The 24332-nt window shown below is 61.1% G+C and carries 12 protein-coding genes; 5 read left to right on the top strand and 7 right to left on the bottom strand.

The features are described 5' to 3' along the window. Nucleotides 1–496: 496 nt before the first annotated feature. Nucleotides 497–1069 (bottom strand): hypothetical protein, encoded by a 573-nt coding sequence (locus KGA83_RS23480; protein WP_108219890.1) that lies wholly within the window; start codon nucleotides 1067–1069, stop codon nucleotides 497–499. Between the two features lie 337 nt (nucleotides 1070–1406). On the opposite strand from KGA83_RS23480, the gene KGA83_RS23475 reads away from it, so the two are divergent. From KGA83_RS23475 to KGA83_RS23460, 4 genes are all read left to right on the top strand, one after another. Next, a complete protein-coding gene (locus tag KGA83_RS23475) occupies nucleotides 1407–3533 on the top strand; it encodes a TonB-dependent receptor family protein (protein ID WP_115948432.1) in 2127 nt (708 codons plus the stop codon). 87 nt (nucleotides 3534–3620) lie between these two features. Further along, a complete protein-coding gene (locus KGA83_RS23470) occupies nucleotides 3621–4898 on the top strand; it encodes a tyrosine/phenylalanine carboxypeptidase domain-containing protein (RefSeq protein WP_223531041.1) in 1278 nt (425 codons plus the stop codon). Nucleotides 4899–5062: 164 nt separating this feature from the next. Next, nucleotides 5063–6559, top strand: coding sequence for a DUF3300 domain-containing protein (locus KGA83_RS23465; RefSeq protein ID WP_223531040.1), 1497 nt, complete (start codon nucleotides 5063–5065; stop codon nucleotides 6557–6559). A gap of 26 nt (nucleotides 6560–6585) precedes the next feature. After that, nucleotides 6586–7482, top strand: a complete 897-nt coding sequence (locus KGA83_RS23460; RefSeq protein WP_223531039.1) for a DUF2950 domain-containing protein — start codon at nucleotides 6586–6588, stop codon at nucleotides 7480–7482. 16 nt (nucleotides 7483–7498) lie between these two features. On the opposite strand, the gene KGA83_RS23455 is transcribed toward KGA83_RS23460, so the two are convergent. The 5 genes from KGA83_RS23455 to KGA83_RS23435 all read right to left on the bottom strand — a co-directional run bounded on the left by KGA83_RS23455 (nucleotide 7499) and on the right by KGA83_RS23435 (nucleotide 21380). Beyond that, nucleotides 7499–8035 (bottom strand): GNAT family N-acetyltransferase, encoded by a 537-nt coding sequence (locus KGA83_RS23455; protein WP_223531038.1) that lies wholly within the window; start codon nucleotides 8033–8035, stop codon nucleotides 7499–7501. Between the two features lie 253 nt (nucleotides 8036–8288). Continuing rightward, entirely contained in the window at nucleotides 8289–8759 is a 471-nt protein-coding gene (locus KGA83_RS23450) for a hypothetical protein (RefSeq protein WP_223531037.1), read from the bottom strand. A gap of 227 nt (nucleotides 8760–8986) precedes the next feature. Beyond that, nucleotides 8987–9337, bottom strand: a complete 351-nt coding sequence (locus KGA83_RS23445) for a hypothetical protein (protein WP_223531042.1) — start codon at nucleotides 9335–9337, stop codon at nucleotides 8987–8989. Nucleotides 9338–9922: 585 nt separating this feature from the next. Then, nucleotides 9923–20737: a peroxidase family protein gene (locus tag KGA83_RS23440; RefSeq protein WP_223531036.1), complete on the bottom strand. Its 10815-nt coding sequence runs from the start codon at nucleotides 20735–20737 to the stop codon at nucleotides 9923–9925. A 298-nt stretch (nucleotides 20738–21035) separates the two neighbouring features. Next, entirely contained in the window at nucleotides 21036–21380 is a 345-nt protein-coding gene (locus KGA83_RS23435) for a hypothetical protein (RefSeq protein ID WP_108219877.1), read from the bottom strand. Between the two features lie 78 nt (nucleotides 21381–21458). On the opposite strand from KGA83_RS23435, the gene KGA83_RS23430 reads away from it, so the two are divergent. After that, nucleotides 21459–22955 (top strand): sensor histidine kinase, encoded by a 1497-nt coding sequence (locus tag KGA83_RS23430; RefSeq protein ID WP_108219876.1) that lies wholly within the window; start codon nucleotides 21459–21461, stop codon nucleotides 22953–22955. A 63-nt stretch (nucleotides 22956–23018) separates the two neighbouring features. Here KGA83_RS23430 and KGA83_RS23425 read toward each other — a convergent pair whose 3' ends face one another. Next, complete coding sequence (locus KGA83_RS23425; protein WP_108219897.1) at nucleotides 23019–23711, bottom strand: response regulator; 693 nt, start codon at nucleotides 23709–23711, stop codon at nucleotides 23019–23021. Nucleotides 23712–24332: the final 621 nt, after the last annotated feature.

Below are 24332 nucleotides of genomic sequence, written 5' to 3'. Positions count from 1 at the left end.
CGCCACCGCCATCCTTGGCATAGGCACTCGATTCATGGGAAACGGAGTCTGGTACCAAAACGATGGAAGCCGAGAGGACGCCACCGATTGCCAGCGCCAGTAAACCTCTCTTGAAAAACAGGTAAGTGTTCATCGTGCATTCTCCTGGTGATTTACCGCGAGCAGTGCCAACGCAATTCGCGCTGCGATCCGGGAGCGGCATGGGAGTAACCCGTAAACTTACAATCTCTCTTGAATTTTCAACGTGGGATTTTTTCCCACATCATCTAAATTAGCCCTTTCTGGCTCCGGGTCAACCCGCGCAGGAGAAAGCCGACCGACGGCTTCGTGCAAGCCATCGAACTGTCGAGGGACCGCCTATGGGCATGGAAAAAGGACGAGTGATCGAGAGGTCTCTACCACGGGTAATCACCCAGAGGTGACGCCGGCTCAGGCAATACCGGATTCGCTGAAGCCCGCCACTTCAGGGAGCGGGCTACCCACGATCTGTTGATAGCTACCCCGGTACCGAGGATTTTTGCGCACCGACACTGCCCGCCCTACCGGCGACTACAAGTGCCACGCAACAAGCCAGTGACGAGAATGCGGCGAATGCGCCCATCACATGCAGATAAGGCAACACGTGATTCCAGGCTCGAGCCACACCCAGGAATGCGGCGAATAGCCAACCGCTCATGGAAAGCGCCCCCAACAAGGCAAGCCGAGTGCGCCCTGCAACGCGCAGTGCGACGAATGGAGCCTTTTGCAGCAGCGGAAAACCAACTCGATGCAACAATGCACCGTTCAGGCTAAGCAGCGCGACGACAGTCACCTTGGCCCAGAGTTTCTGATTGAGCAGATACGCCTCGCCTTCATCGAGGTAACCCTGGAGCACCAGCAACAATCCGCTTGCCCAAAGGCCCAGCAGTGCGAGGCTGACGATCTTTTGGGTTTCATCAAGGTACTCGAGCCGCGCCTGGTCCAGTATTTCCTTGCGCCAGCTCCAAAGCTTGTGATCCGCCTGCAACACCCTCCCCAGGGCAATACACGTAGCGAGCAGATGACCGTATACGAGAAGCATTTTGAGCATTGCCTTGACCTTATTATTGTTTGGGCGCTGCGTTCCCTGCTTCGCTGAATTGAAAACGAATGATACAAATTAGCAGTTGCGTTTTCAAGACAAACGTCTACTAGCATTTACCAAAACCGACCTCCATACGACCTTCGTCGTATTTGGAGACAGTTATTCCTGTGGCGGATGAATGCCGCATCCCTCCTCATCGTCGGAATGCTGTAAACCGTTGTGCGTTGCATCGCGGCCGCCCTGCCCTTGGCGTGCAAAAAAAGCAAAATTGCCATGTGCTCCCTTCGTTCTTTCTTGCGTCGCACTGTTCTTTGCCCGTTCCTGTACATCTGGAGTTCCCCCCATGCCCCCGCCTCAATACTTGCCCGCTGCGCTGCTGGGCCTGGCCCTTGTTTGTCCGGCCATGGCCGAGGCCCAAAGCCTGGAGCTGGGGCAAGTGCTGATCGGGGCTGAGGACCAGAGCGACGAAGACCAGGGGATCGAGGACGCCAGGGCGCGGCTGGCCCAGGTGCCCGGCGGCACCAATGTGGTCGACATGCGCCGCCCGTTGCAGGGTCGCGTGGCCAGCAATCAGGACGTGCTGGCTTACCAGCCGGGGATCTACGCCCAGTCGGCGGGCAACGAAGGGGTGAAGATCTCGATCCGTGGATCGGGGATCAACCGTGCACCGGGCGCCCATGCTTCGGGGCTGTACGCCATGCTCGACGGTCTGCCGCTGACCGGCCCTGGCGGCACGCCCTATGAGCTGCTGGAGCCGCTGTGGCTCGACCATGTGGAAGTGCTGCGCGGCGCCAACGGTTTCGACCGGGGCGCCCTGGCCTTGGGCGGGGCCATCGATTACGTCAGCCACACTGGTTACGACGCGCCGAAGTTGCAGGTGCGCTACGCGACGGGCAGCCACGGTTATCAGCAGCGCCAGGTCAGCTCCGGACAAGTGCTCGGCGCCTTCGATTACTACCTGGCCATGACCGACGCCAATGCCGACGGCTACCAGGACCACACGGCCAGTGAGAGCCAGGGTGTCATCGCCAACTTCGGTTATCGCTTCAACCCCAACCTGGAAACGCGCTTTTACCTGCGCCACCGTCAGACCGACAACGACCTCGCGGGGCGCGTGACCAAGCACTCCATCGAGCATGACCCACGGGCGGCCAACCCTGCCTACGTGGTGCGGGACGACCGCCGCGATGAGCCGGGCAGCACCTTTATCGGCAACAAGACCACCTGGTACATCGACGACGATTCGAGCATCCAGACCGGTCTTGTCTACCACGACTACCCGATGGATTTACGTGAGGGTCCCAACCGCCTGAAGGTGGCGTACACGGACGTCAGCGGCACGTTCGACTACAAGCGTCGCGACACGCTCTGGGGGCTGCAAAGCCAAAGCACCCTGGGCCTGCGAATGACCAGACACCTGCCCAATGCCGGCGCCAGCGAGTTCGTGCGCATCCCCACCGGCAACACCGCCGGTTATGCACCGGGCACGCTGATTCGCAACTTCACCTACCAGGGCTCGGACACCGTCCTGCATGCGGGCAATGACCTGGAAATCGCCGACGACCTGTGGCTGACCACCGGCCTCGCTGCCATCTACACCCGCCGTGAAAGCGATGTCACCTACCCGCAAAGTGGTGGCAAGACCAGCCTGCACGACTGGGACTATGCCCCGCGCGTGGGCCTGCGCTATCAACTGACACCTGACCTGCAACTGTTCGGCAATCTCAGTCGCTCGGTCGAGGCACCGCACCCGTGGTCGCTGATCTATAGCTCCAACATTCGATTCCCGGCAGGCAGTGGCCCCGCCACAGGCGCCCAGCGTGATCCGGTCAAGCTGCAAAACCAGACCGCCACCACCCTGGAAATCGGAGGCCGCGGTGACAGCACGTTGGGGCAGTGGAGCCTGGCCTGGTACTACGCCCAAGTGCGCCATGAACTGCTGTCGGTGTTACCGGATGCCAACGCCACCACCCCCTACGAACTCAACGCCAGCCCCACCGTGCACCAGGGCGTGGAAGCCAGCCTGCTGAGCCCTCTTTGGTCGCCGGACGATGGCGGCCAGTTGAGCCTGCGCCAGAGCTACACCTTCAGTGACTTCCACTACCGCGACGATGACCGCTTCGGCGACAACCGCCTGCCGGGCCTGCCGATGCACTATTACCAGGGCGAACTGCGCTACGACTGGCCACAAGGCTTTTTTGCCGCACTCAACACGCAATGGGTGTCGAAAGTGGCGGTCGATTATGCCAACAGCTACTACGCCGATCCCTACGCAATCTTCGGCGCGACGCTGGGCTACAACGCGCCCAAGGGCGACTGGCAGACCTGGCTGGACCTGCGCAACCTGACCGACAAGCACTACGCCGCCACGGTCACGCCGGGCTACGACGACAAAGGGCTGGACGCGGCACGCTCCACGCCCGGCGAGGGCATGGCGATGTACCTCGGGGTGTCGTGGAGCCTGCTCTGAGGCCGCGTACCTGTATTCGCAAACGCACGCAACCGAGCGCGACGACTAAGCTTTAGTAACGTCACTTCGTCCCTCAAGGAGCTATCCATGAGCGCCGCCGCCCTGTCCGAACTCGATGCCGCCCTGCCCGACCTGACCCGCAAGATCCGCGTGCTGGATGCCTTGTCCTGGCCCGATGGCGTCGAGGAAGACTTCCTGGCGAAATGGCGCAGCGGGCGTGCGCAGTTACCCGATGTCAAGCTGCAGCCCCGCGAGCACAGCGCCGACATCGCCGCTCTGGAAACCTTTATCAGCCGCTGCGATGTCGGGCATCCGGCCGGGAATTTCCTCGCCATGACCGCCCGTAGCTATGCCACCGCCGGCCACATGCTGGGGGCCATTGGCACTCCCGCCTTTACGCAATATTCGTCTGCACTATATCGGCGCCCGGATTTCTATTACTCGCGCTTGCAACTGAGCATGCTCGACGCGGCCCGTTTCTTCCTCAAGACCACCGACGCCCTGCTCGGCAGTGCGCGGATTCCACCGAACCCGGCCGAGATCCCGGCCAAGGCGTTCGCCGCCTGGATTCAACCGGAACTGGACCGTTTCTTCGGCGTCGGACAGATCACGGTCGTGCTCGATCCGAACCTGGCCGCCAAGGCCATCGCAGGATCGAGCCGCATTCGCCTGCGGGCCAGCGCGCTGTTCTCGGAACTGGACAAGAACCAGCTGTTGCAACACGAGGCCTTCGTGCATGTCGCCACGGCACAAAACGGCGCGCGACAGCCCAACCTCACAAGCCTGGGCCTGGGGGCGCCCCGCACGACCCAGACCCAGGAAGGCATTGCCACCCTGGCCGAACTGTTCACCGGCAGCATGGACATCAATCGTTTGCGTCGTCTGGCCCTGCGCGTGCTCGCCGTCCAGCAGGCGCTGGAGGGTGCCGACTTCATCCAGGTGTTCGGAGGTTTTCTGGCGGCCGGGCAGACAGAAGAGGAATCCTTCCGCTCGACCCAAAGGGTGTTCCGCGGCGCCGACCTGCGGGGCGGTTCGGCGTTCACCAAGGATGCCGCGTACCTGACCGGGCTACTCGGCGTCCATACCCTGCTGCGCATTGCAATCCGCGATAACCGGCCGGAACTGGTAGGGCATTTGTTTGCCGGGCGCCTCAGCCTGGCTGACACCCTGCGCCTGGCGCCACTGTTCGAGTCCGGTTGGCTCAAGGGGCCGACCTACCTTCCGGCCTGGGCCAGCGACTTGCGCCTGCTCGCGGCCAACCTGGCCTTCTCGGCGTTCATCGCCCAGATCAAGCTGGATGTGCTGGACCTGGAGGTGTTCATGGCATTCGCCGAAGAACACGAAAGCGATGCCAGCGCCCAGTGATCGATCAGGTTGACGTCGTTTTAAAGGCAACCTGGGTCGTTCGAATGAGCTGCTACCATTAGAAAGCGGCATCGAAGCTGGGCTCTGTGGCTTGCAAAGTCAGCTTTCACCTCTGCGGCAGCGACTCACTCATTTCAAGCCTGCCTGACCACATAGGGGGTGCAATGCGCATTCCATTTTTTTACGCGTTGTCAGCCGTTCTGTTTTTGAGTGGATCTTCCTGCCTGACACAGGCCGCGGATGTGACCGCACCGGCGCCCGCCAATGCTGCCGATACGGCGCCCGTCACCGCGACTGCCAAAGATCCCGTGTTTACCCAGGAACAGCTGGATCAAATGCTGGCGCCCATTGCGCTTTACCCGGACCCACTATTGGCACAGGTACTGATGGCCACTACCTACCCGGGGGAAGTCGGCGAGGCGGTCAGCTGGTCCAAAGCGCACCCGGACGCCAAGGGCGATGAGGCAGTCAAACAGGTAGCGAACCAGCCCTGGGATCCGAGCGTGCAGGCGCTGGTCGCCTTCCCGCAGGTGCTGGCGACGCTGGGGCAGGATCCCGTCTGGGTACAACGCCTGGGCGATGCCTTCCTGGCGCAGCCCGACGATGTCATGAACGGCGTGCAACGCCTGCGTCATCAGGCCCAGGCCGCTGGTAACCTGCAGAGCAACCAGTATCAGAACGTGACGATCCAGAATGTTGCGGCACCGGCCCCCGCGACCACAACGCAGGCACCGGCTTCAGCCCCTGAACCGGCCCCAGCCAGCAGTTCCACCATCATCATTCAACCCTCCGATCCACAGGTGGTGTACGTCCCCACCTATAACCCGACCACCACCTACGGCACCTGGGCCTACCCGGCATCGCCGCCCGTGTACTATCCGCCGCCACCCGCCTATTACCCCGGTCAGGCCTTGATGGCCGGGCTGGCGTTTGGTACTGGCGTGGCGATCGTCGGTGCATTGTGGGGTGAATGTGACTGGGGCAATAACGACGTCGATATCGACGTCAATCGTTATAACAACATCAATGCCAACAACCGGATCACCAATAACCAGAACAAATGGCAGCACAACCCGGTGCACCGCAATGGTGTGCCCTATCGAGACAGCGCGAGCCGCGCGCAGTACGGCCGCCAATTGAACGGTGCCAGTCAACGTCAAGCCTATCGAGGGGACACTGCCCAGCGCGCCCAGGCCCGTGAAAACGCCCGCACTTCAATGGACAGGCACGGTATCGAACGACCTGCCACCAGTAACCTCGAAGCCCGTGATCAAACGCGCAAACTCCAGTCCGCAACCGCAGGCGGAGATCGGTTACAGACCGGTGCAGACAGGCCGAAGGCGGCTGACAGAGGCCAGGGCACGACCAGAAACACCCGGGAGAATCAGCAACCCAGGAACCAGAGCGCACAGCTGAATCAGCGCAGAGAGGGCCAGGCGCAGACGCGTCAAACGGCGAATCAACGGCCGGCCGCCAGTGCCGGCAGTGCCCGCAACAATGCATTCGCCGGCGCACGCTCACCGTCCCAGGCCAACGTCCAGGCCAGTCGCGGCCGGGCCAGCCAGGCATCCGCCCAGCGCCCAAGTGCCTCGCGATCGGCCGGTCACCAGGTCAGCCGGCCGTCCAGTCCACCAGCGCGTCAAAGGGGGGGCCGTCGTTGAAAAACCAACCTCGAGTAAAGGGGATCATGGGCTTGCTCCCTCATGTCCTGGCGATAGTTGCCGGCTTGTTGTGGTCGTGCATGGCGACGGCGCAGCAGGCCTTTGCAACGCCAGAAAAGGCCGCTGAAGCTTTTGTCGAAGCACTGGGCACGGAGCACTCCGACCAGGCACGCCTGACGGAGTTGCTGGGCAGTGACTGGCACACTTACATCCCCCGTGAAGGCGTGCAGCGCGAAGATGTGGATGCGTTTTTGCAGCAATACCGCGAGCGACATCACATAGTAAACTCCAGCGAGCGCAAGGCGATCCTGGCGGTCGGCAGCGAGAACTGGACACTGCCCATCCCCATGACAAAGGACGCCGGCGGTTGGCGCTTCGACCTCAAGGCCGGCAGTGCCGAGATCCGTGCCCGTCAAATCGGCCGCAATGAACTGGCCGCGGTGCAATCGGTGCTGGCCTATCACGACGCCCAGATGGACTATGCGTCAGTCGATCGAGACGGTGACGGCGCACTCGAGTACGCGCAGAAAGTCTTCAGCACCCCTGGCAAGCACGATGGACTTTATTGGGCGCAAGACGACAGCGGCCAGGTCAGCCCGCTGGGACCTTCGTTCGGCAAAGCCATTGCCGACGAAGAGTGGCATGGTTATCGCTTGCGCATCCTCGATGGCCAGGGTCCTTCGGCGCCGGGTGGCGCCTACAGCTACCTCATCGGTGACAAGATGAGCCGCGGCTTTGCCTTGATCGCCTGGCCGGCGAAATACGATGACACCGGGGTGATGAGTTTCATGATCAGTCATGAAGGACAGGTGTTCGAGAAAGACCTGGGGCCCGGTGGTGAAAAACTGGCGCAATCGATGAAGCGCTTCGATCCGGATGACAGCTGGAAAGAGGTGGCTGAAGATCAAGCACCGCAGGAGTGACCGGGGTGTCACCGACCTACTGCCGACGCTCGGAATCGCTGGCGGATCTTATCTGGATCATCAGGACGAATCGGTCTTCGTTCCCCGTATTTTCGTTACAGGAGGGTTGTTCCAGTTGGAATCCGCAACGATCAAGGACTTTTCTTGAACCCAGATTATCCTTGTAGGCAAAGGCAACCAGTTGCGTAAGTCCCCAGCGCGTCTTTGCTTCCTGTATCAGATGCCTCAGCGCCAGTGTCGCCAGCCCCCGCCCGCACGCGCTCTGAGCAATCCGATAGCCGACTTGCGCAGTACCCGTCGATGAGTCGATGCTTTTCAGATTGGCTCGCCCCACGATTCTTTGACTGGAATCCTCGATGACAAACGGGTGCCAGGCGCCAATGGCAAAATCGGACAAATAGCTTTCGATATGATCGGCGACACCCTGTAACGAGTAAAAAGCCGGGGCGCGCGCATCAATATGAGATTCGAACCATTCACGGTTATCAACTTCGAATGCCAGCAACGCTTGAGCGTCAGTCTTTTTCAGCTCGCGAACGCTAAACGATTCCATTCATCACCTCTCCTGAGTCTTGTGCCGAAAGGGCCCAAGTTTATCTCATACCTGAACAACCTTGCCGGGCCGAGCAATCCCCCCTCTCGAGGCCGAGCAGCTTGCTCATCACTCGTGAAGGCGACACGATTTCGAAAAAAAGTCGCAAGCCCCGCTACGCTTCAGGGCTTGCGACTCTTTGCCATACGTCCCTCAAGCTCCCGGGACGTTTTCCGTGGGTATGCCTGCCATATTCATTGCCGAACGTGCAGGTTTAGTTCTCGACCTCAACCGCGTCGATATCCGGGGCGTCCAGGGCCGCAGCCACAGCCGCTCTGGCTTCCCTCGCCTTGGCTTGGGCAGCCTCTCTGGCTGCGTTCACCTCGGCTTTGACGGCATCCCTGGCTGCAGCTACGTCGGCCTTAACGGCGTCCTGGGCTGCAGCTACGTCAGCTTTGGCAGCGTCCCTGGCTGCAGCTACGTCGGCTTTGGCGGCGCCCTGGGCTGCAGCTACGTCGGCTTTGACGGCGTCCCTGGCTGCAGCTACGTTGGCTTTGGCGGCGTCCCGGGCTGCAGCTACGCCAGCAGCTTTTGCAGCGTCCCGTGCTGCGTCCGCATCAGCCCTGGCGGCGTCTCTGGCTGCATCTGCATCAGCTTTTGCAGCATCCCTGGCTGCATCCGCGGCATCGTTGTCATCGGCATCGTCGTTGTCACGCGCATTGCCGGGACCTCTATTTCCGGTCATGCCACCATGGTCATCGTCGTTGTCATGCGCAATGCCGGGGCCCCTATCATTCCCGGCCATTGCGCCATGGTCATCGTCGTTGTCACGCGCATTGCCGGGGCCTCTATTCCCGGTCATGCCACCATGGTCATCGTCGTTGTCATGCGCAATGCCGGGGCCTCTATTCCCGGTCAAGCCACCATGGTCATCGTCGTTGTCATGCGCAATGCCGGGGCCTCTATTCCCGGTCAAGCCACCATGGTCATCGTCGTTGTCATGCGCAATGCCGGGGCCTCTATTCCCGGCCACTGCCCCATGATCAGCGTCGCCACGCCCCGGGCCGCCATTGCCTGCAGCCCCAGCACCAGCACCACCATTGCCTGCAGCGCCATTACCGGCACCGCCATTGCCTGCAGCGCCATTGCCTGCAGCGCCATGACCTGCACCGCCATTGCCTGCGGCGCCATGACCGCCGCCATCTCCATGGCCGCTACCAGCGTTACCGCCTCCGCCGCCTCCGCCGTGGCCACCGTGACCACTGCCACCGGAACCACCATCGCCGTGACCACCACCGCCTCCGCTACCGCCATCTTTGGCATACACGCTGGAGAAACTTGCGATGTAGTCGGGTACCAGGACAGTCGATGCCGACAGGACCCCGCCGATTGCCAGAGCCAACAAAGTTTTCTTGAGCAGCATGATGTACCTCCGCTTGGCGTTGCGTCGTCATCTCCGTATCGTACGCAACGTCCAGTGAGTTCCCGGCCGCCCACTGGAGCGGCCGGTCAACCGGCACGGTCATAAATGTGCAGCAACCACGAGCGGCTGCGGTATCCGCACGATCCTTGAGAGCCGGTTGGCATCATTGAGTGGGAAGCATTCCCACAGTTTTGTTGGATAAATGCGTTCTGCCCGAGTTCAACAAAAGAGCATCAGGACCGACGAATGGATTGCAGGGGTTGCCGTGCCCGGTCGGGCTTTTCATATCGTTGTAGCAGTCCATCCCCATGTGTTCTAAATCCAGCACCTGATAATTCCAGAGCGTTGACGAACCTTTGCGGCAGAAGGTAAATGCTGCCGGCCCCCCCGATAACTAATGGGCATTTGATTGAAAAGAGAAAGGGAGGGCATCCATGCCCTCCCCTCTACTGTTCCGCCCTCCTGCGACGGTACTGACCAGGACCTCAGACGACCAGAATGAAGTCCGTCTGATCAACGGCCGCGCTGCTGACACCCACCAGGCGGATGGAGTCCGTTCCAATCCCAACCACCGTGTCCGCCCCGTCAGCCGTTATGCTCACGTTGGTCGCGAACACCGCGCTGGTGACCCCCATCCCCCTGATATCGAGCAAGTCCTGCCCTGCGCCCGGATTGGCTCCGAAGTTCAGGATCGTATCGGTGCCGAAGCCTGGGGCAAACGCGAAGATATCGTTGCCGGCGACGCCGCCACTCATCACGTCGTTACCTGCTCCACCGACGAGGACGTCATTACCCGCCCCCCCCGCGATCGTGTTGTCGAGCGCGTTGCCGGTGCCCGCAAAGTCGCCGCTGCCGCCGAAAAACAGGTTGTCGACGTTGGCACCCAGGACGTAGCTCCCGAGCGAGGTCCAGACCGTGTCAATACCCTCGCCGCCAAGCTCGGTCACCACGTCCCCAGGGTCGGTGACTTCGTAGACATCGTTGCCGACACCGCCGGTCATCGTGTCGGCACCTGCGCCACCGATGATGAGGTCGTTACCTGCGGCACTGACGAGGATGTCATTACCTGCCCCCCCCGCGATCACGTTGTCGAGCGCGTTGCCGGTGCCCGCAAAGTTGCCGCTGCCGCCGAAAAACAGGTTTTCGAGGTTGGCACCCAGGACGTAGCTCCCGAGCGAGGACCAGACCGTGTCGTTACCAGAACCGGCGAGCTCGGTCACCACGTCCCCGAGGTTGTCGACTGTGTAGACATCGTTGTCGACGCCACCGACCATCGTGTCGGTACCTGCGCCACCGATGAGGATGTCGTTACCTGCGCCACCGACGAGGACGTCATTACCCGCCCCCCCCGCGATCGTGTTGTCGAGCGTGTTGCCGGTGCCCGCAAAGTCGCCGTTGCCGCCGAAGAACAGATTTTCGACGTTGGCACCCAGGACGTAGCTCCCGAGCGAGGTCCAGACCGTGTCGCTGCCGGCACCGGCGTTCTCGCTCACCACGTCCCCAAGCTCGGTGACTTCGTAGACATCGCTGCCGCCACCGCCAGCCATCGTGTCGGCACCTGCGCCACCGATCAGGACGTCGTTACCCGCACCACCCACGAGCGTGTTGTCGAGCGCGTTGCCGGTGCCCGCAAAGTCGCCGCTGCCGCCGAAAAACAGATTTTCGACGTTGGCAGTCAGCGTGTAGCCCGAGAGCGAGGTCCAGACCGTGTCGTTGCCCTCACCGCCAAGCTCGGTGACCACGTCCCCTAGGTCGGTGACTTCGTAGACATCGTCGCCCACACCGCCGGCCATGGTATCGGCACCCGTCCCCCCGATGAGCATGTCATTGCCTGCGTCACCATTGAGGATGTCGTTGCCGCCCAAGCCGCTCAGGATGTCGTTGCCAGCACCTCCGCTGGCCAAGTCGTCGCCTGGCGTGCCGGTGTATATGTCATCACCGGCGGTACCGACGAACAGTTCTCCGACCACTGTCGTTGCGGCAGAGGTGACCCGCTCGAGTGTGCCGAGGTCATCGACGTAACTCGCGACGACACGCAATTGCTGACCGGTCTGCAACGAGCTGGGCGTGAAGGTCGTGCCCGTCTCCCCGACGAGGTCGGTAAAGATCGCACCGCTCCCCACCTGCCACTGATGGGTAATCACCGAAGTCGTGGTCCCGTTGGCGTCGGTGAACGCATCCGTGGCGGTCAAGGCAAAGCCTGGCGTCGGAGCCGTATCGCTGATCAGCACAGTGCCGACCGGCAGGACATTGACGGTGCCGGTACCGGCCGGCGTGATCGGTGCGGTCGGCGCCGAGAACACCTCCTCCAGCACGCCATTGGCGTCCTTGTAGACCGCCCTGACGCGCAGAGCCAGTCCGGTTGGCACGACGAGTTGCGGGATAGCCGGCACGGCGCCGATGAGGGTCGCCGGTGGTGGGATCCTGAGCTCCGAGCCCACCGTGACAGTCAGACCCTCCGCGCGCGCGACCTCGCCGGCGGCAAAGAAGGTGATGTCTTCGAAGACGCCCGAGCCCGGGCTTGGTTCGAACTGCCAGAAGAAACTGATGGGGCTGGTGATTGCGCCACCGGTCGCAGTATTGTCGGCATCAGAAATGTCTGCCGCCGATACCGTCAGCGTCTGTCCGACAGCCGGCGTAGGATCGTCGATCCTCAGCGAACCGACTGGTGCCGAGTTCAAACCGCCCAGCACGATCGCCTGATCGGTGAACTGCAACCGCTCGATATTGCTGAGGGTGTCGATCCCGTCCCTGCCAGCGACACTGTCGGTGACCGTGACGGTGCCATTGACGTTTTCGACCACGGTGTAATCCGCAAAATTGCCGGAGTACAGCGCCGTATCGAAGTCAGGACCAGGCGCCGTCAGGATCTCGCGGACAATCTGGAGCTGGCCGGGGTTATAGGTACCGTTCAACATCAGCGGGACCAGCGGTGTCATGTCGTCGAAGCTGGCGATTTCCGGCCCGGTGCCATCGATGTTCTGCCGCACACTGATGCGTACGTTGAGCCACTTGTCGCCGTCGATCAGGTCATCGCCGGCACGGCCCTGGATGACGTCGCTGCCGGCACCGCCCAGGATAATGTTGCCCCCGTCGAACTTATCGTCTGCAGTACCCACGATGCCGTCGGCGCCAGCAGCAGCGGCACCAACGAACGCCCGCAGACCACTGATGAGGTCAAGGTTGGTAAGCACACTACCCGTGGCGCCAGCAATAGCGAGCGTTACCGCGGTGGAATCATCGCCGCTGAGGAAATCGGCGTGTGCCGACCCCGACAGCCCTTCCACCAGGTCCAGACGGGCAAGGATCGACGCGGTGGAACCGGGCACCGCCGGCTGATCGAAGAAACGCTGACTGGAGTTGAGGCCAATGGTCACGCCGACCGGATCATCCTTGTAGGTCGCCCAGTCGTAACCGGAGAACCCGATGAAACGGTCCGCCTCGCTAGGGCTGCCGATCATGATGTCATCACCGCCTTCCCCGTCGAAGTTGTCCGGTCCGCCATCGCCCATGAATACATCGTTGCCAATGATCGGGTCGTTGCCGAATGGGTCGAAGTTGTCGCCGGCAACGCCATCGGCGGATCCGCCCTGGATCCAGTCGTCGCCTTCACCGCCGCGCGCGAACTCGTTCGCCTTGCTGCCGAGGATGAAGTCGTTGCCCAGGCCGCCACTGCTGTCGGCCGCGTCCTCGCCGGTGATGATGAAGTCCTGGCCGGCCTGGCCGAGGATCAGGTTCAGGCCGTTACCGCCCTGGATGACGTCGTTGCCGTCCTCGCCATGGATGACGTCGTCGCCGCCGATGTCGGTGATGATGTCGTCACCGGTACCGCCAAGGAGTTGGTCGTTACCGTAGCCGCCATCGATCCGGTCGTTACCGGCATCGCCATAGACAGTGTCATCGTCCGAGTCGCCGGCAATGAGGATATCGTTGCCGGGCGTGCCGCCGAGCACGACCGTATCGGCACCGGTGTAGTGCAGGTAGTTGGTATCCGGGCCCACAGTGCCAGGGTTGTCGCGGATCACCAGCGGTGTGAGGAAGTCACTGCGTGGTGAGCCAATCGGATGGTTCGACGGGCCAAAGGGATCGGCGTTGACTGGCAGATCATCGATCGTGCCGACGATGCCGTCGGGCCCGGCGACCACACTCGGGTTGTACTGGCGCGTCTGGTCAGTTTCCAGGATGAAGGCCGGCGTCAGGAAAACCCTGGCCGAGAGGTGTGTTGCGTCGGTATTGGCCATCACCAGACTAGCGAACGTGTTGTTCTCAAGTTCCGCGCCAAAGTCCATCGAGGCGGTGCGCTCCAGATAGTAGAAGCGGTCTCCGTCCTGGAGCTTCTCCATCTGGTTCTCGAAGACGAAGTTGAAGGTCGAACCGAGCATGCCGCCAAAGGGCATTTTCTCCTCGGCCAGCCCGCCAACCCAGAAGTCGACGCTGTCCAGGCCAGTGATGGTCACGTCGTCCGCGGTGTTCAGAATACCGTCCGCACCGGCGGTGCTGGCCCAGGCTCCCGTGCTGTTGAGGAAGTCGACACGGTCGGCCGGTGCAGTCGCGCTGCCTAACACCAGGTCCGCAGCCGCGGCGCGCTTGTCCGCCAGCGTGAGGGCGCCGGTGATGGTCGAGTGTGTGCCGTAGGCGGCGATGAAGTTGATCAGCGATTCCGGATGTTTTATGTGCTGCACGAAATCGGCCCAACTGGTGTAAGGCTTGAGCTCTGCGTCGCCAGTAGGCAGATAGAACTCCCGCCGCGCCGCGTTCAGGGACGGAATGCCGGTATCGCGGCCGCGCGCCAGGTTGATGGCAGGCAGATCGAGCGGCAGGCCGAGCAGATTGTTGCGCAGGGCTTCGGTGACGAACTCGTCAATCTCGTTGCCTACCTGGCGGGTCACGCCGCGCACGATGGCACCGGCCGCCTGTTCCGGGGTCGGACCGCTGCCCGCGAACGCGATCGGGTTGAGGAAGGCCTGAATCAGCCCGATATCGCTCGAGGCGAAGTTCGGATCCAGCCGGTCGACCTGCTCCAGCAGCATCGAGTGCCCGAAGCGATAGACGGTGTGCGCGAACTCGGCAACGATGGTCGGATCGATCGCGGTGTCGTACACCTGGCCCGGGGCGAAGAAGGGATCGACCATCGGCTGGATCGTACGCGCGAACTCCTCGAACACCAGGTGCTGGTACTGCATTTCGGTGCCGAACTTCGCCGTCTGGAACAGGCGCTCACCGTTCCAGTCGAGGGTCGTGGTGTCGACGGGAACAGCAGTGACAGGCGTCAGCAGCCACTCGTTCAGGAACGACACGTCGCCGCTTGCCGCTGTTGCCAGGACCACCGCCATTGTGTGATCGACCAGGCGGTTGTGCTCATGGTGGAAGATGGAGTGGACGGTGGTCAGACCGATGTTCTCGTTGACCCGGCCGTCGCCGGCAATGTAGTGCGCGTCCAGCAGTTCGTTGTCGTAGAAGCCCGGCGCAGGCGTACCGCCAACAACAGTGTCCACATCGGGCAGGAGTGCTGCGCCGGTCACGTCGTCGATCGGAACGGCGGTGTGCGCGATGTCGTTGAGGAAGGCATGGCCGGTGCGTACGGCGTTGACCAGGCTGATGGGCGCCGCCGGATTGCCTTCAACGAGCACATCGTCGGCCGTGCCGGCAATGCCGTCCGGGCCCACCATCACCACCTGAGGGAAACCGTTCGGACCCTTGATGAAATTGCCGTAGGCGTCGGTCGCCAGCAATGGCACGTTGTTGAAATCGGCATCGGTGAGGTCGATCCCGAGCAGGTCATGGGCTTGCGCCTTGACCACCTTCCAGGTGGCCATGCCGCCGATCCCGACGTCGTCGGCCGTGCCGAACACGCCATCGGCGCCCAGATCACGATTTTCGATTAACTTGCCGGTGGCCACCGGGTCGCCGGCGGCGTTGAGCTCATAGGCACGCAGGAACACCTGGTGCGAAGGATGCGAGCTGTAGGTCTGGTTCTGGTCGACAAACGGCGAGGTGGTGTTGGTGTTCTCGTGGATGTCGTCGGCCGTGCCCAGGATGCCGTCGGGACCGGGCAGATTGGTGGCGCGCGTCAACACCATGAAGTTGGTCGGGCTACCGGGCACGAACAACGGATCATCGGGCTGCAGCGGAATGAACACGGTGCCCGAGCCGCCCTTGGTGACGAGGTCCAGGCCATGGTCGAAGAACTGGCCGAAGAAAGTCATCCATTGGTTGAAGGGCGCGGTCAGGCCCGCGTCGGGGCTGACGTTCGAGTTGAAGAAGGTCTGGAACGTCGTGCCGTCGGTGCGGGTTCCGGTAATCACCTGTGAGCCGACTTTCAAGACATCGTCAGCCGTGCCAAGGATGCCATCCAGCCCCGGATCGAAGGTAGTCGCGACCGCTGCCGGGTTGCTGGCGGTCTGGTCGACGATCAGGTTGCTGATGGTGCGCGGCTGCGAGTCGTTCACCAGGCCGCTGGTCTGGAGGTAGCTCGTGCCGGCGTCGGCCGTGCGGAAGTCCGGCGTGGTCAGGCGCGGGAATACCGTATCGGCGGCACCGAACTCAGGATGGAGCAGGTTGTTCTCCGTGCCTTCGACCGTGCGCAAACCGTACGGCACCCGTATGTTCGGCAGCAGAGAAACCATGTTCTCACCCGCCGCGTTGTGTTCCGCGATCTTGATCTGGTCAAGGATGAACGCCAGGTCCGATTGCGTGTAACGCACACCGTTGCTGGGGGCAGTGGTCTGCGGATCGATCAGCGAAGGCGCCGCTGCGGGGGCCGGCGCGCCGGCCACTACGGCCGTGGTCGGTGCCGAGAATACCTGTTCGGTCACGCCATTATCGTCCGCATAAAAGCCTTTGACGCGCACTGCCAGGCCGGCAAGATCCGCCGTCACCGTGAGAGTGGGCGCGTCCGCTCTTGTAAATCCGAGACCGATGCGGCCTGGCCCGAGGATGATGTCCTCGAAGACGCCCGAGCCCGGTGCCAATTCAACCTGCCAAATGTAACTGATGGAATTGTTGATCCCCCCACCCGCGTTGTCGGCATCTCTGATGCCTGCCGCCGACACGGTCAGCGTCTGGCCAACGGTCGGTGCGGTGTTGCTCACCGTCAGCGCACCCACAGGCTCGGCGTTGACCCCCTGCACGAGGACCACTGCCTGATCGGAGAACTGCAGCCGCTCGATGTGGGTGAGCCTATCGGTTTCTTCACTACCGACATTGTCGGTCACGGTGACGACGTCGGTGGCGACGAGATCGAGGGCAACGGCGGGATCGACGACGATGCCGTTGACGGAGATCGTGTAGTTCGCCAGAGGGCCCATGAAGTTGACGGTGTCGAACGCAGCCCCGCCTACGGATGTACCGGGCAGGATTTCGCGCACGGCGACGAGCTGGCCGGGATTGAAGGTGCCGTTCAGCATGAGCGGGATCAGGGGCTCCATGCTGTCGAAGGTGGCGATCTCCGGCCCGGTGCCATCGATGTTCTGCCGCACACTGATGCGCACGTTGAGCCAACTGTCGCCGTCGATGAGGTCGCTGCCGCCAAGGCCTTCGATGATGTCGCTGCCATCGCCACCGAGGATGATGTTGCCCGCGCCGAACTGATCGTCTGCGGTACCCACGATGCCGTCGGGGCCAGCAGCAGCGGCGCCGACGAAGGCCCGCAGGCCGCTGACGAGATCGAAGTTGGTGAGGATGCTGCCCCTGGCCGTGATGTTGGCGATGATGGCTGCGTTTTGGTTGTCGCCGCGCAGGAAGTCGGCGAAGGACGACCCCGACAGGCCCTCCACTTCCGCGAACCGGTCATAGATCGCGTCGGCCGATTGCGCCACCGCGCCCACGATATTGCCCGCGGCATCGGGCACCGCGTGATAGGGACTGAAGAACGGGGTGACCATGTCGACGGTCACGCCGAACTTGTCATTCTTGTAGGTGGTCCAGTCGAACCCGGACATGCCATCCATCTTGTCCTGAGCGTCGCTGGCGACGAACACTTCGTCGCCACCCTCGCCGATCATTTCATCGAATCCGCCTTTTCCGATGAAGATGTCGTTGCCGGGCACATCGTCGGACAACGTGGGGCTATTGTTGTCGCCGACCGCACCGTCCTGGGTGCCCCCCTCGATCCAGTCATCGCCTTCGCCGCCCTGCGGCGATAGGTTGACTTTGGCGCCGAGGATGAAGTCGTCGCCCGCGCCGGCGAAGGTCATGGTGATGTCTTCGGTGGTGATGATGAAGTCTTTGCCAGCGCCGCCGAAGACCAGGTTGTTGAGGCCGAGGGTCGAGTTGCCGGCCTGGATGACGTCGTTGCCGTCCTCGCCGCGCAGGGTGTCGCTGCCGCCTATGTCGGTGATGATGTCGTCGCCGGTGCCGCCAAAGACGTTGTCGTTGCCGTAGCCACCGTCGAGCCGGTCGTTGCCGGCGTCGCCATAGACGGTGTCGTCGTCCGAGTCGCCGGAAATGAGGATATCGTTGCCGACCGTGCCACCCAGCACGACCGTATCGCCGCCGGTGTAGTGCAGGTAGTTGGTATCCAGGCCCACTGTGGCGGGGTTGTCGCGGATCACCAGCGGCGTGAAATGGTCAATCCGTGGTGAGCCGATCGGGTGGATCGACGGGCCAAAGGGGTCGGCGTTGCCGGGCAGGTTGTCGGCGGCTTCATTGACTGGTGTCAATGGATTGTCGACCAGTATGCCATCCGGCCCGGCAATCACACTCTGGTTGAACTGCTTGGTCGGGTCGGTCTCCAGGGTGAAGGCCGGCGTCAGGAATATGTTGGCCGACAGGTGTGTTGCATCGCTGTTGAGCATCACCAGATTGGCGAACGAATTGTTCTCAAGCTCAGTGCCGAAGTTGAGTCCCGCGGTGCGGGCCAGGTAGTAGAGGCGGTCGCCATTTTGCAGGTTTTCCAACTGGGTTTCGAAGACGAAGTTGAAGCTCGAGCCCAACAGGCCGCCAAAGGGCATCTTCTCTTCGGCCAGGCCGCCGATCCAGAAGTCGACGGCGTCCAGGCCGGTGGTGGTCACGTCGTCTGCGGTGTTCAGAATACCGTCCGCACCGGCGGTGCTGGCCCAGGCGCCGGTACTGTGCAGGAAGTCCAGGCGATCGGCCGGCGCCGTGGCGCTACCGAGCACCAGATCCGCAGCCGCGGCGCGCTTGCCCGCCAGCGTCGTAGCGCTAGTGATGGTTGAGTGCGTGCCGTAGGCGGCGATGAAATTGATCAGCGATTCCGGGTGTTTCAGGTGCTGCACGAAATCGGCCCAGCTCGTGTAGGGGGTCAACTGGCTGTCGCCGGTCATGTGGTAGAACTCGCGCCGCGCCGCGTTCAGCGACGGGATGCCGGCGTCGCGACCACGCGCCAGGTTGAGGGCGGGCAGGTCCAGCGGCAGGCCGACCAGGTTGTTGCGCACCGCGTCGGTCACGAACTCGTCGATCTCGTTGCCGACCTGGCGGGTCAGGCCGCGCACGATGGCGCCTGTCGCCTGCTCAGGGGTAGGGCCGCTCGCCGCGAATGCCAGAGGGTTGAGGAAGGCCGCGATCAGACCGGTCTGTTGATTGCCCGGATCAATCGGATTGCCGTCGCCGACGACGTTGAAGTTGGGATCGAAACGATCGACCGTCTCCACCAGCATCGAGTGGCCGAAGCGAAAGACCGTGTGCGCGAACTCGGCGACGATCGACGCGTCGATCGTGGTGTCGTTGCCCATGGGCGCCAGGAAGGCGTCCACTTGCGGCTGGATGGTGCGCGCGAACTCCTCGAACACCAGGTGCTGGTACTGCATCTCGGTGCCGAACTTGGCCGCCTGGAACAGCCGCTCGCCGTTCCAGTGCAGGGCCGCGATGTCGGCCGCCGTGACCGGCAACGCTGCCAGTTGGGCGTCGGGCATCAGCCACTGGTTCAGGAAGACGAGGTCGGCGGAGGCCAGCACCGTCGCCTTGGTCTGATCAACCAGCCGGTTGTGCTCGTGGTGGAAGACGGAGTGGACAGTGGTCAGGCCGATGTTCTCGTTGACGCGGCCATCGCCGGCGATGTAGTGCGCATCCAACAGCTCGTTGTCGTAGGTGCCGGGTGCTTGCGGGCCGCCGATGATGGTGTCCGCATCAGCCGTCAGGCCGCCGGTAGGATCGGCGCTGTGAGCGATGTCGATGAGGAACTGGTGACCGGTGCGCACGGCGTTCGTCAGGCTGATGGGTGCGGCCCGGTTACCTTCGACGAGTATGTCATCGGCGGTGCCGGCAATGCCATCCGCGCCCTTCATCACGACTTGCGGCAGGCCGTTGGGCCCCTTGATGAAGTTGCCATAGGCGTCGGTCGCCAGCAGCGGCAGATCGAACACATCCGCATCGGTCAGGTTGATCCCGAGCAGATCGTGGGCCTGGGCCTTGACCACCTTCCAGGTGGCCATGCCACCGATTTCGACGTCGTCGGCGGTGCCGAACACACCATCGACACCCAGGTCACGATTGGTGATCAGCTTGCCGGTGGCGACCGGATCGCCGGCGGCGTTGATCTCATAGGCGCGCAGGAATACCTGGTGCGAGGGATGCGAGCTGTAGGTCTGGTTCTGGTCGACAAACGGCGAGGTGGTGTTGCTCTGATCGTGGACGTCATCGGCGGTGCCGAGGATGCCGTCGGGACCGGGCAGATTGGTGGCCCGCGTCAACACCATGAAGTTGGTCGGGCTACCAGGCACGAACAGTGGATCGTCGGGCTGCAGCGGAATGAACACCGTGCCGCTGCCGCCTTTGGTGACCAGGTCCAGGCCGTGGTCGAAGAACTGGCCGAAGAAGGTCATCCAGGCGTTGAAGGGCGCGGTCAGGCCCGCGTCCGGCGTGATATTAGGAATATTGAAGACGGAAACGTCGTCGGCGGTGCCGAACAGGCCATCCAGACCGGGGCTGGTGACCACCTGTGAACCCGGATTGGCTGCTGCGGCCGCGACCGCCGCCGGGTTGTTGGCGGTCTGGTCCACGATCAGGTTGCTGATGGTGCGCGGCTGCGAATCGAAGACGGCGCCGCTGGTCTGCAGGTAGGAGGTCGGCGTGGTTCCGCCAGGATCGGTCGGGCCAAAGAAGCCGACCGGCTGGACCTGCGCGGTATTGAACACCGGCGTCGTCATGCGCGGAAAGAAATTGTCGGCGGCACCGAACTGGGGATTGGCCAGGTTGTTGCCGAAACCGGAGACGGTGCGCAGGCCGAAGGGTACTTCTACGTTCGGCAGCATGTCAGCCAGACTCGCGCCTGCCGCATGCCGTTCGGCGATGAAAATTTGTTCGAGAATGAATTCGAGATCGGACTTGTTGAAGCTGGCCATGACTGTTTCCTCGATGCTTGACTGATCAGGAAACCACACGCAAAAAACACCGCTGCAAACGCGTGGTTTAGTGTTGAACCCCATAAACAAAAAACAGAAATTGAACGACGGGACCTGATTTCACGGCCATACGAAGCCCTTACTGAATCGCGTGCGATCAGCAGTGCTCAACTGAGGATCAATTCCCCATGACAACCGTAACTACAGGCGGGTATTGCGCCTCAAGGAGGCGACGGCCCATGAACACGGGTTGGATAGATGGCGTAACTTACTAATGGCCCCGTCACGTATCGGGGCTCTATGCATCTGTCCATGTGGCTCTCTCGGGCATAGGGGGCTTGTCACAGATGCCACACATCCAGCGATCAGAGTCATTGGCCGGAACAGGCTCGCGAAGATCGCCATAGTCCGGGAGTTCCTGAGGGGTGATGGCACGGTTCTGCGTCCATGCGGCTTCATCAACAAGCCTTTTATCCATGAGCAAACTGGCATCGACTACAAATTGACTAGTCTGTATTGGAGACGGGTTCCACACGCCTGATGGCGGAGTCAGGAAATCATTACTATTGGTAATAACTCCCGGCTGCTTTTGCCGGAAATAGCGATTACCCGGATCGATCGAGAATCTTTTTAAACTATTCATCGCCCCTCCCGCCCTCAACCTCAACCTCAACTGCTAGCTTTACACTCCATTGAAAATGAGTATTGAAGGGCTACCCGGATGTGTACAGAGACGAAAGCCCAGCCAAATTCTGAGACCTTGGTCAAAGAATCGGATCAGACCTTGGTCGAATCAAACGCTGGCCAAACGTCCAGTGACGCAGTGCCCGGGAGGCAGATCACCGGTACGAAATTGCGCCATTTAAGCCGCTCAACCCAGTTCGTCATCTGCGCCACAATAATTCTGGGTTTGACCATGACGCTCGTTGGAAACCTCGTAAGCCAGAGTATCGAAGAGGCAACGGTTCAAACGGCGGCAGAGACGGGCGCGCGTTATATGCAGAACTTTCTCGAACCTTACGTCCAGGGATTGACCACAGCCAAAGAACTCCCCGATGAAACGATTCAGACCATTGATCAGTTGCTGTCCAGCACCTCGCTGAGTACACATGTCGTCTCGGTGAAGATCTGGCTTCCAGACGGCACGATTGCCTATAGCACCGACAAATCCGCGGTCCAGAAAAAATTTCCGACAGAGGAGATCTCACAGGCGCTGACAGGCAAGATCTATACAGAACTGGACAATGATCTTGAGGATGATACTGACGATGCTTTTGAGCGAAGCCTGAATATTCCGTTCTATGAAATTTTTGCTCCACTGCGCGAAACGGGTACTGGAAAGATTGTTGCGGTGGGTGAGTTCTACGAAACCGCGCAAGCGCTACAGCGCGAAATCAATAACGTTCGCCAGAAAGTATGGGCGATTGTTGGTACAGCAACGATGGCCATGCTTTTGTTGTTATTTTTTATCGTTCGGCGTGACGACAAGATCATAAAGCAGCAGGAAACAGCACTTGAATGGCGAATGCAGGAGCAAGCCAGGTTGCACTCAAATAATGCCGCCCTTCAGCTTAAAGTCACTACAGCCAATCGCGAATTCTCAAAAATCAATGAACTTACCCTTCGTCGGATCGGGGCAGATCTTCATGATGGTCCTGCTCAGATGTTGTCACTTATTCTCCTTCGCCTTGAAGAGCTCGAAGATTCGCAAGGCGCCTCGGATGGGGAAGTCCTCGACATGATCAGACGTGCCGGCGAGGATGCTTTAAACGAAGTTCGGGAGATTTCACTCGGCCTGGCACTTCCGGAAATCAATGATCTGAGCCTGCACGATGCGCTGGTATTGCTTGCCGAGCGGCACGAAGAGCGAACCGAGACGCGAGTCGAACTGAAGCTTGATACGCTTGCGGACGATGTACCGATAGCGCATAAAATTTGTATTTACCGCTTCGCCCAGGAAGCATTGAACAATGCCTATCTTCACGCCGGAGGAAAAGGCCAAAAACTCAGCGCCTCTCATTCCGAAGGGCTACTGCAAGTGCAAGTCGAGGATGCAGGAGTGGGTATTTCAACCGAAAAACCGAGCGTGCCAGGTCGAGGCAGGACTCATCTGGGCCTTGTCGGCATGCGCTATCGCGTCGAATCCCTCGGCGGAATATTCATCATTGAATCGGCGCCCCATGCCGGAACCAAAGCCAGGGCGCAGTTCAGAATCTGATCACCCGTGCAAAAACGATCGTCGCCCCCAGGTAACCGGAAACGTTTGTGGCTCGTAGCTTGTCTAGCCGTTGTCATTCAAGTCGCGGCGTTGAAGAGCGCCACATAAGCCAGGTATATGGTCACTCTCCCAATGCCGTCTCACGGCTGCGACGGCCTGCGTCCGGTTACGAACCCGTAGCTTGTACATGACATTCGTCATGTAGTGCTTGATGGTCTTCTCGCAGAGCTCAAGCTTGATAGCCACCTCGCGGTTAGTCAGGCCCTTCGATACCTCCCGGATAACTTGTTCTTCGCGATGGGTCAGTTCGACCTTTTGCTTATCACCCGCGTGCTTTCTGAAACTGCCCAGGAGCTTGCTGGCAAGCTTGGGTGTAATGAAGGTTTCACCACCGGCGACCTGTCTGATGGCTTGTACAAGTTCACGACCGCTTATGCCTTTCAACGCATACCCCTGCGCGCCTGCTTCGAGGGCGGAATAGGCGTCCTCGATGGACTCGGATACCGTCAGCATCAAAACCTTGACTGCCGGCGAAGAAGCTGAGATCGCTCGCACGGCACCAAAGCTATCGCCCGGCATATTGACATCCATCAGCAAAACATCCGGAGCAAAACGAGCGGCAATTTCCAGGGCATCATCGGCAGACCCGCCCTGCCCGACCACTTGAAAGTCAGCTATTTTCCTCAGCGCCATCGTGACCCCATCCCTTAACAGCGGGTGATCATCAACGATGCCAATCTTGATCATGGAACTCATAAGAACTCCCCATAAGAGCCGATGGAGCTGCATGGTGGTGTCGCACGTTTCATTTTTCACCCCCCGCGCCATACCCGATCCGGCAAACCCAGCCGCCTCCAAGATGTCCGGGACGACAGCTGTTGCGGGTATCCAGGGGGCTGCAACTTATGAGCCATTTCAATAGGGCGAAGATAAAATTCAAATTAATTAGCACGCTGTTTCCGAGTGCTTCAAGCGAGAGAAAGAGTGAGGGGGGGAAATTCCTCAAAAACTGGGTGGTAAACGCCCGGTTGGGTGGGTGTAATGCCCCACTTATGGAGATACCGACCGCTTTCGCTCGGGGCTGATGGCCCTGAGGCGACCGGTTGAATCCACGGCCAATACCCGACAATTCCCCTGGCTCGATAGCTGGCGTTTTCGCTCCACGTACTGTCACAACCACCGCGCAAAAATCCGTCATGACATGTTATGACCTCCTGCAAAATCGGACTTTGCCCAACAAATACGGGGGGTTTAAGGACGAACGGTCGAGAGGCGTCAAGCGCGGGGAATTGCCGGGAGTTTGCAGCCACTACAGGCTTTTCAGGCGGGCACGTTCGTCGCGGTACTGTGAACTTCACTCTCATCACGTGTCACATT

Origin of the sequence: Pseudomonas sp. GL-R-19 (assembly GCF_019956375.1) — a bacterium.
Lineage (GTDB): Bacteria > Pseudomonadota > Gammaproteobacteria > Pseudomonadales > Pseudomonadaceae > Aquipseudomonas.
The sequence above is the reverse complement of the archived record's forward strand: the minus strand, read 5'-3'. Positions and strand labels throughout refer to the sequence as shown.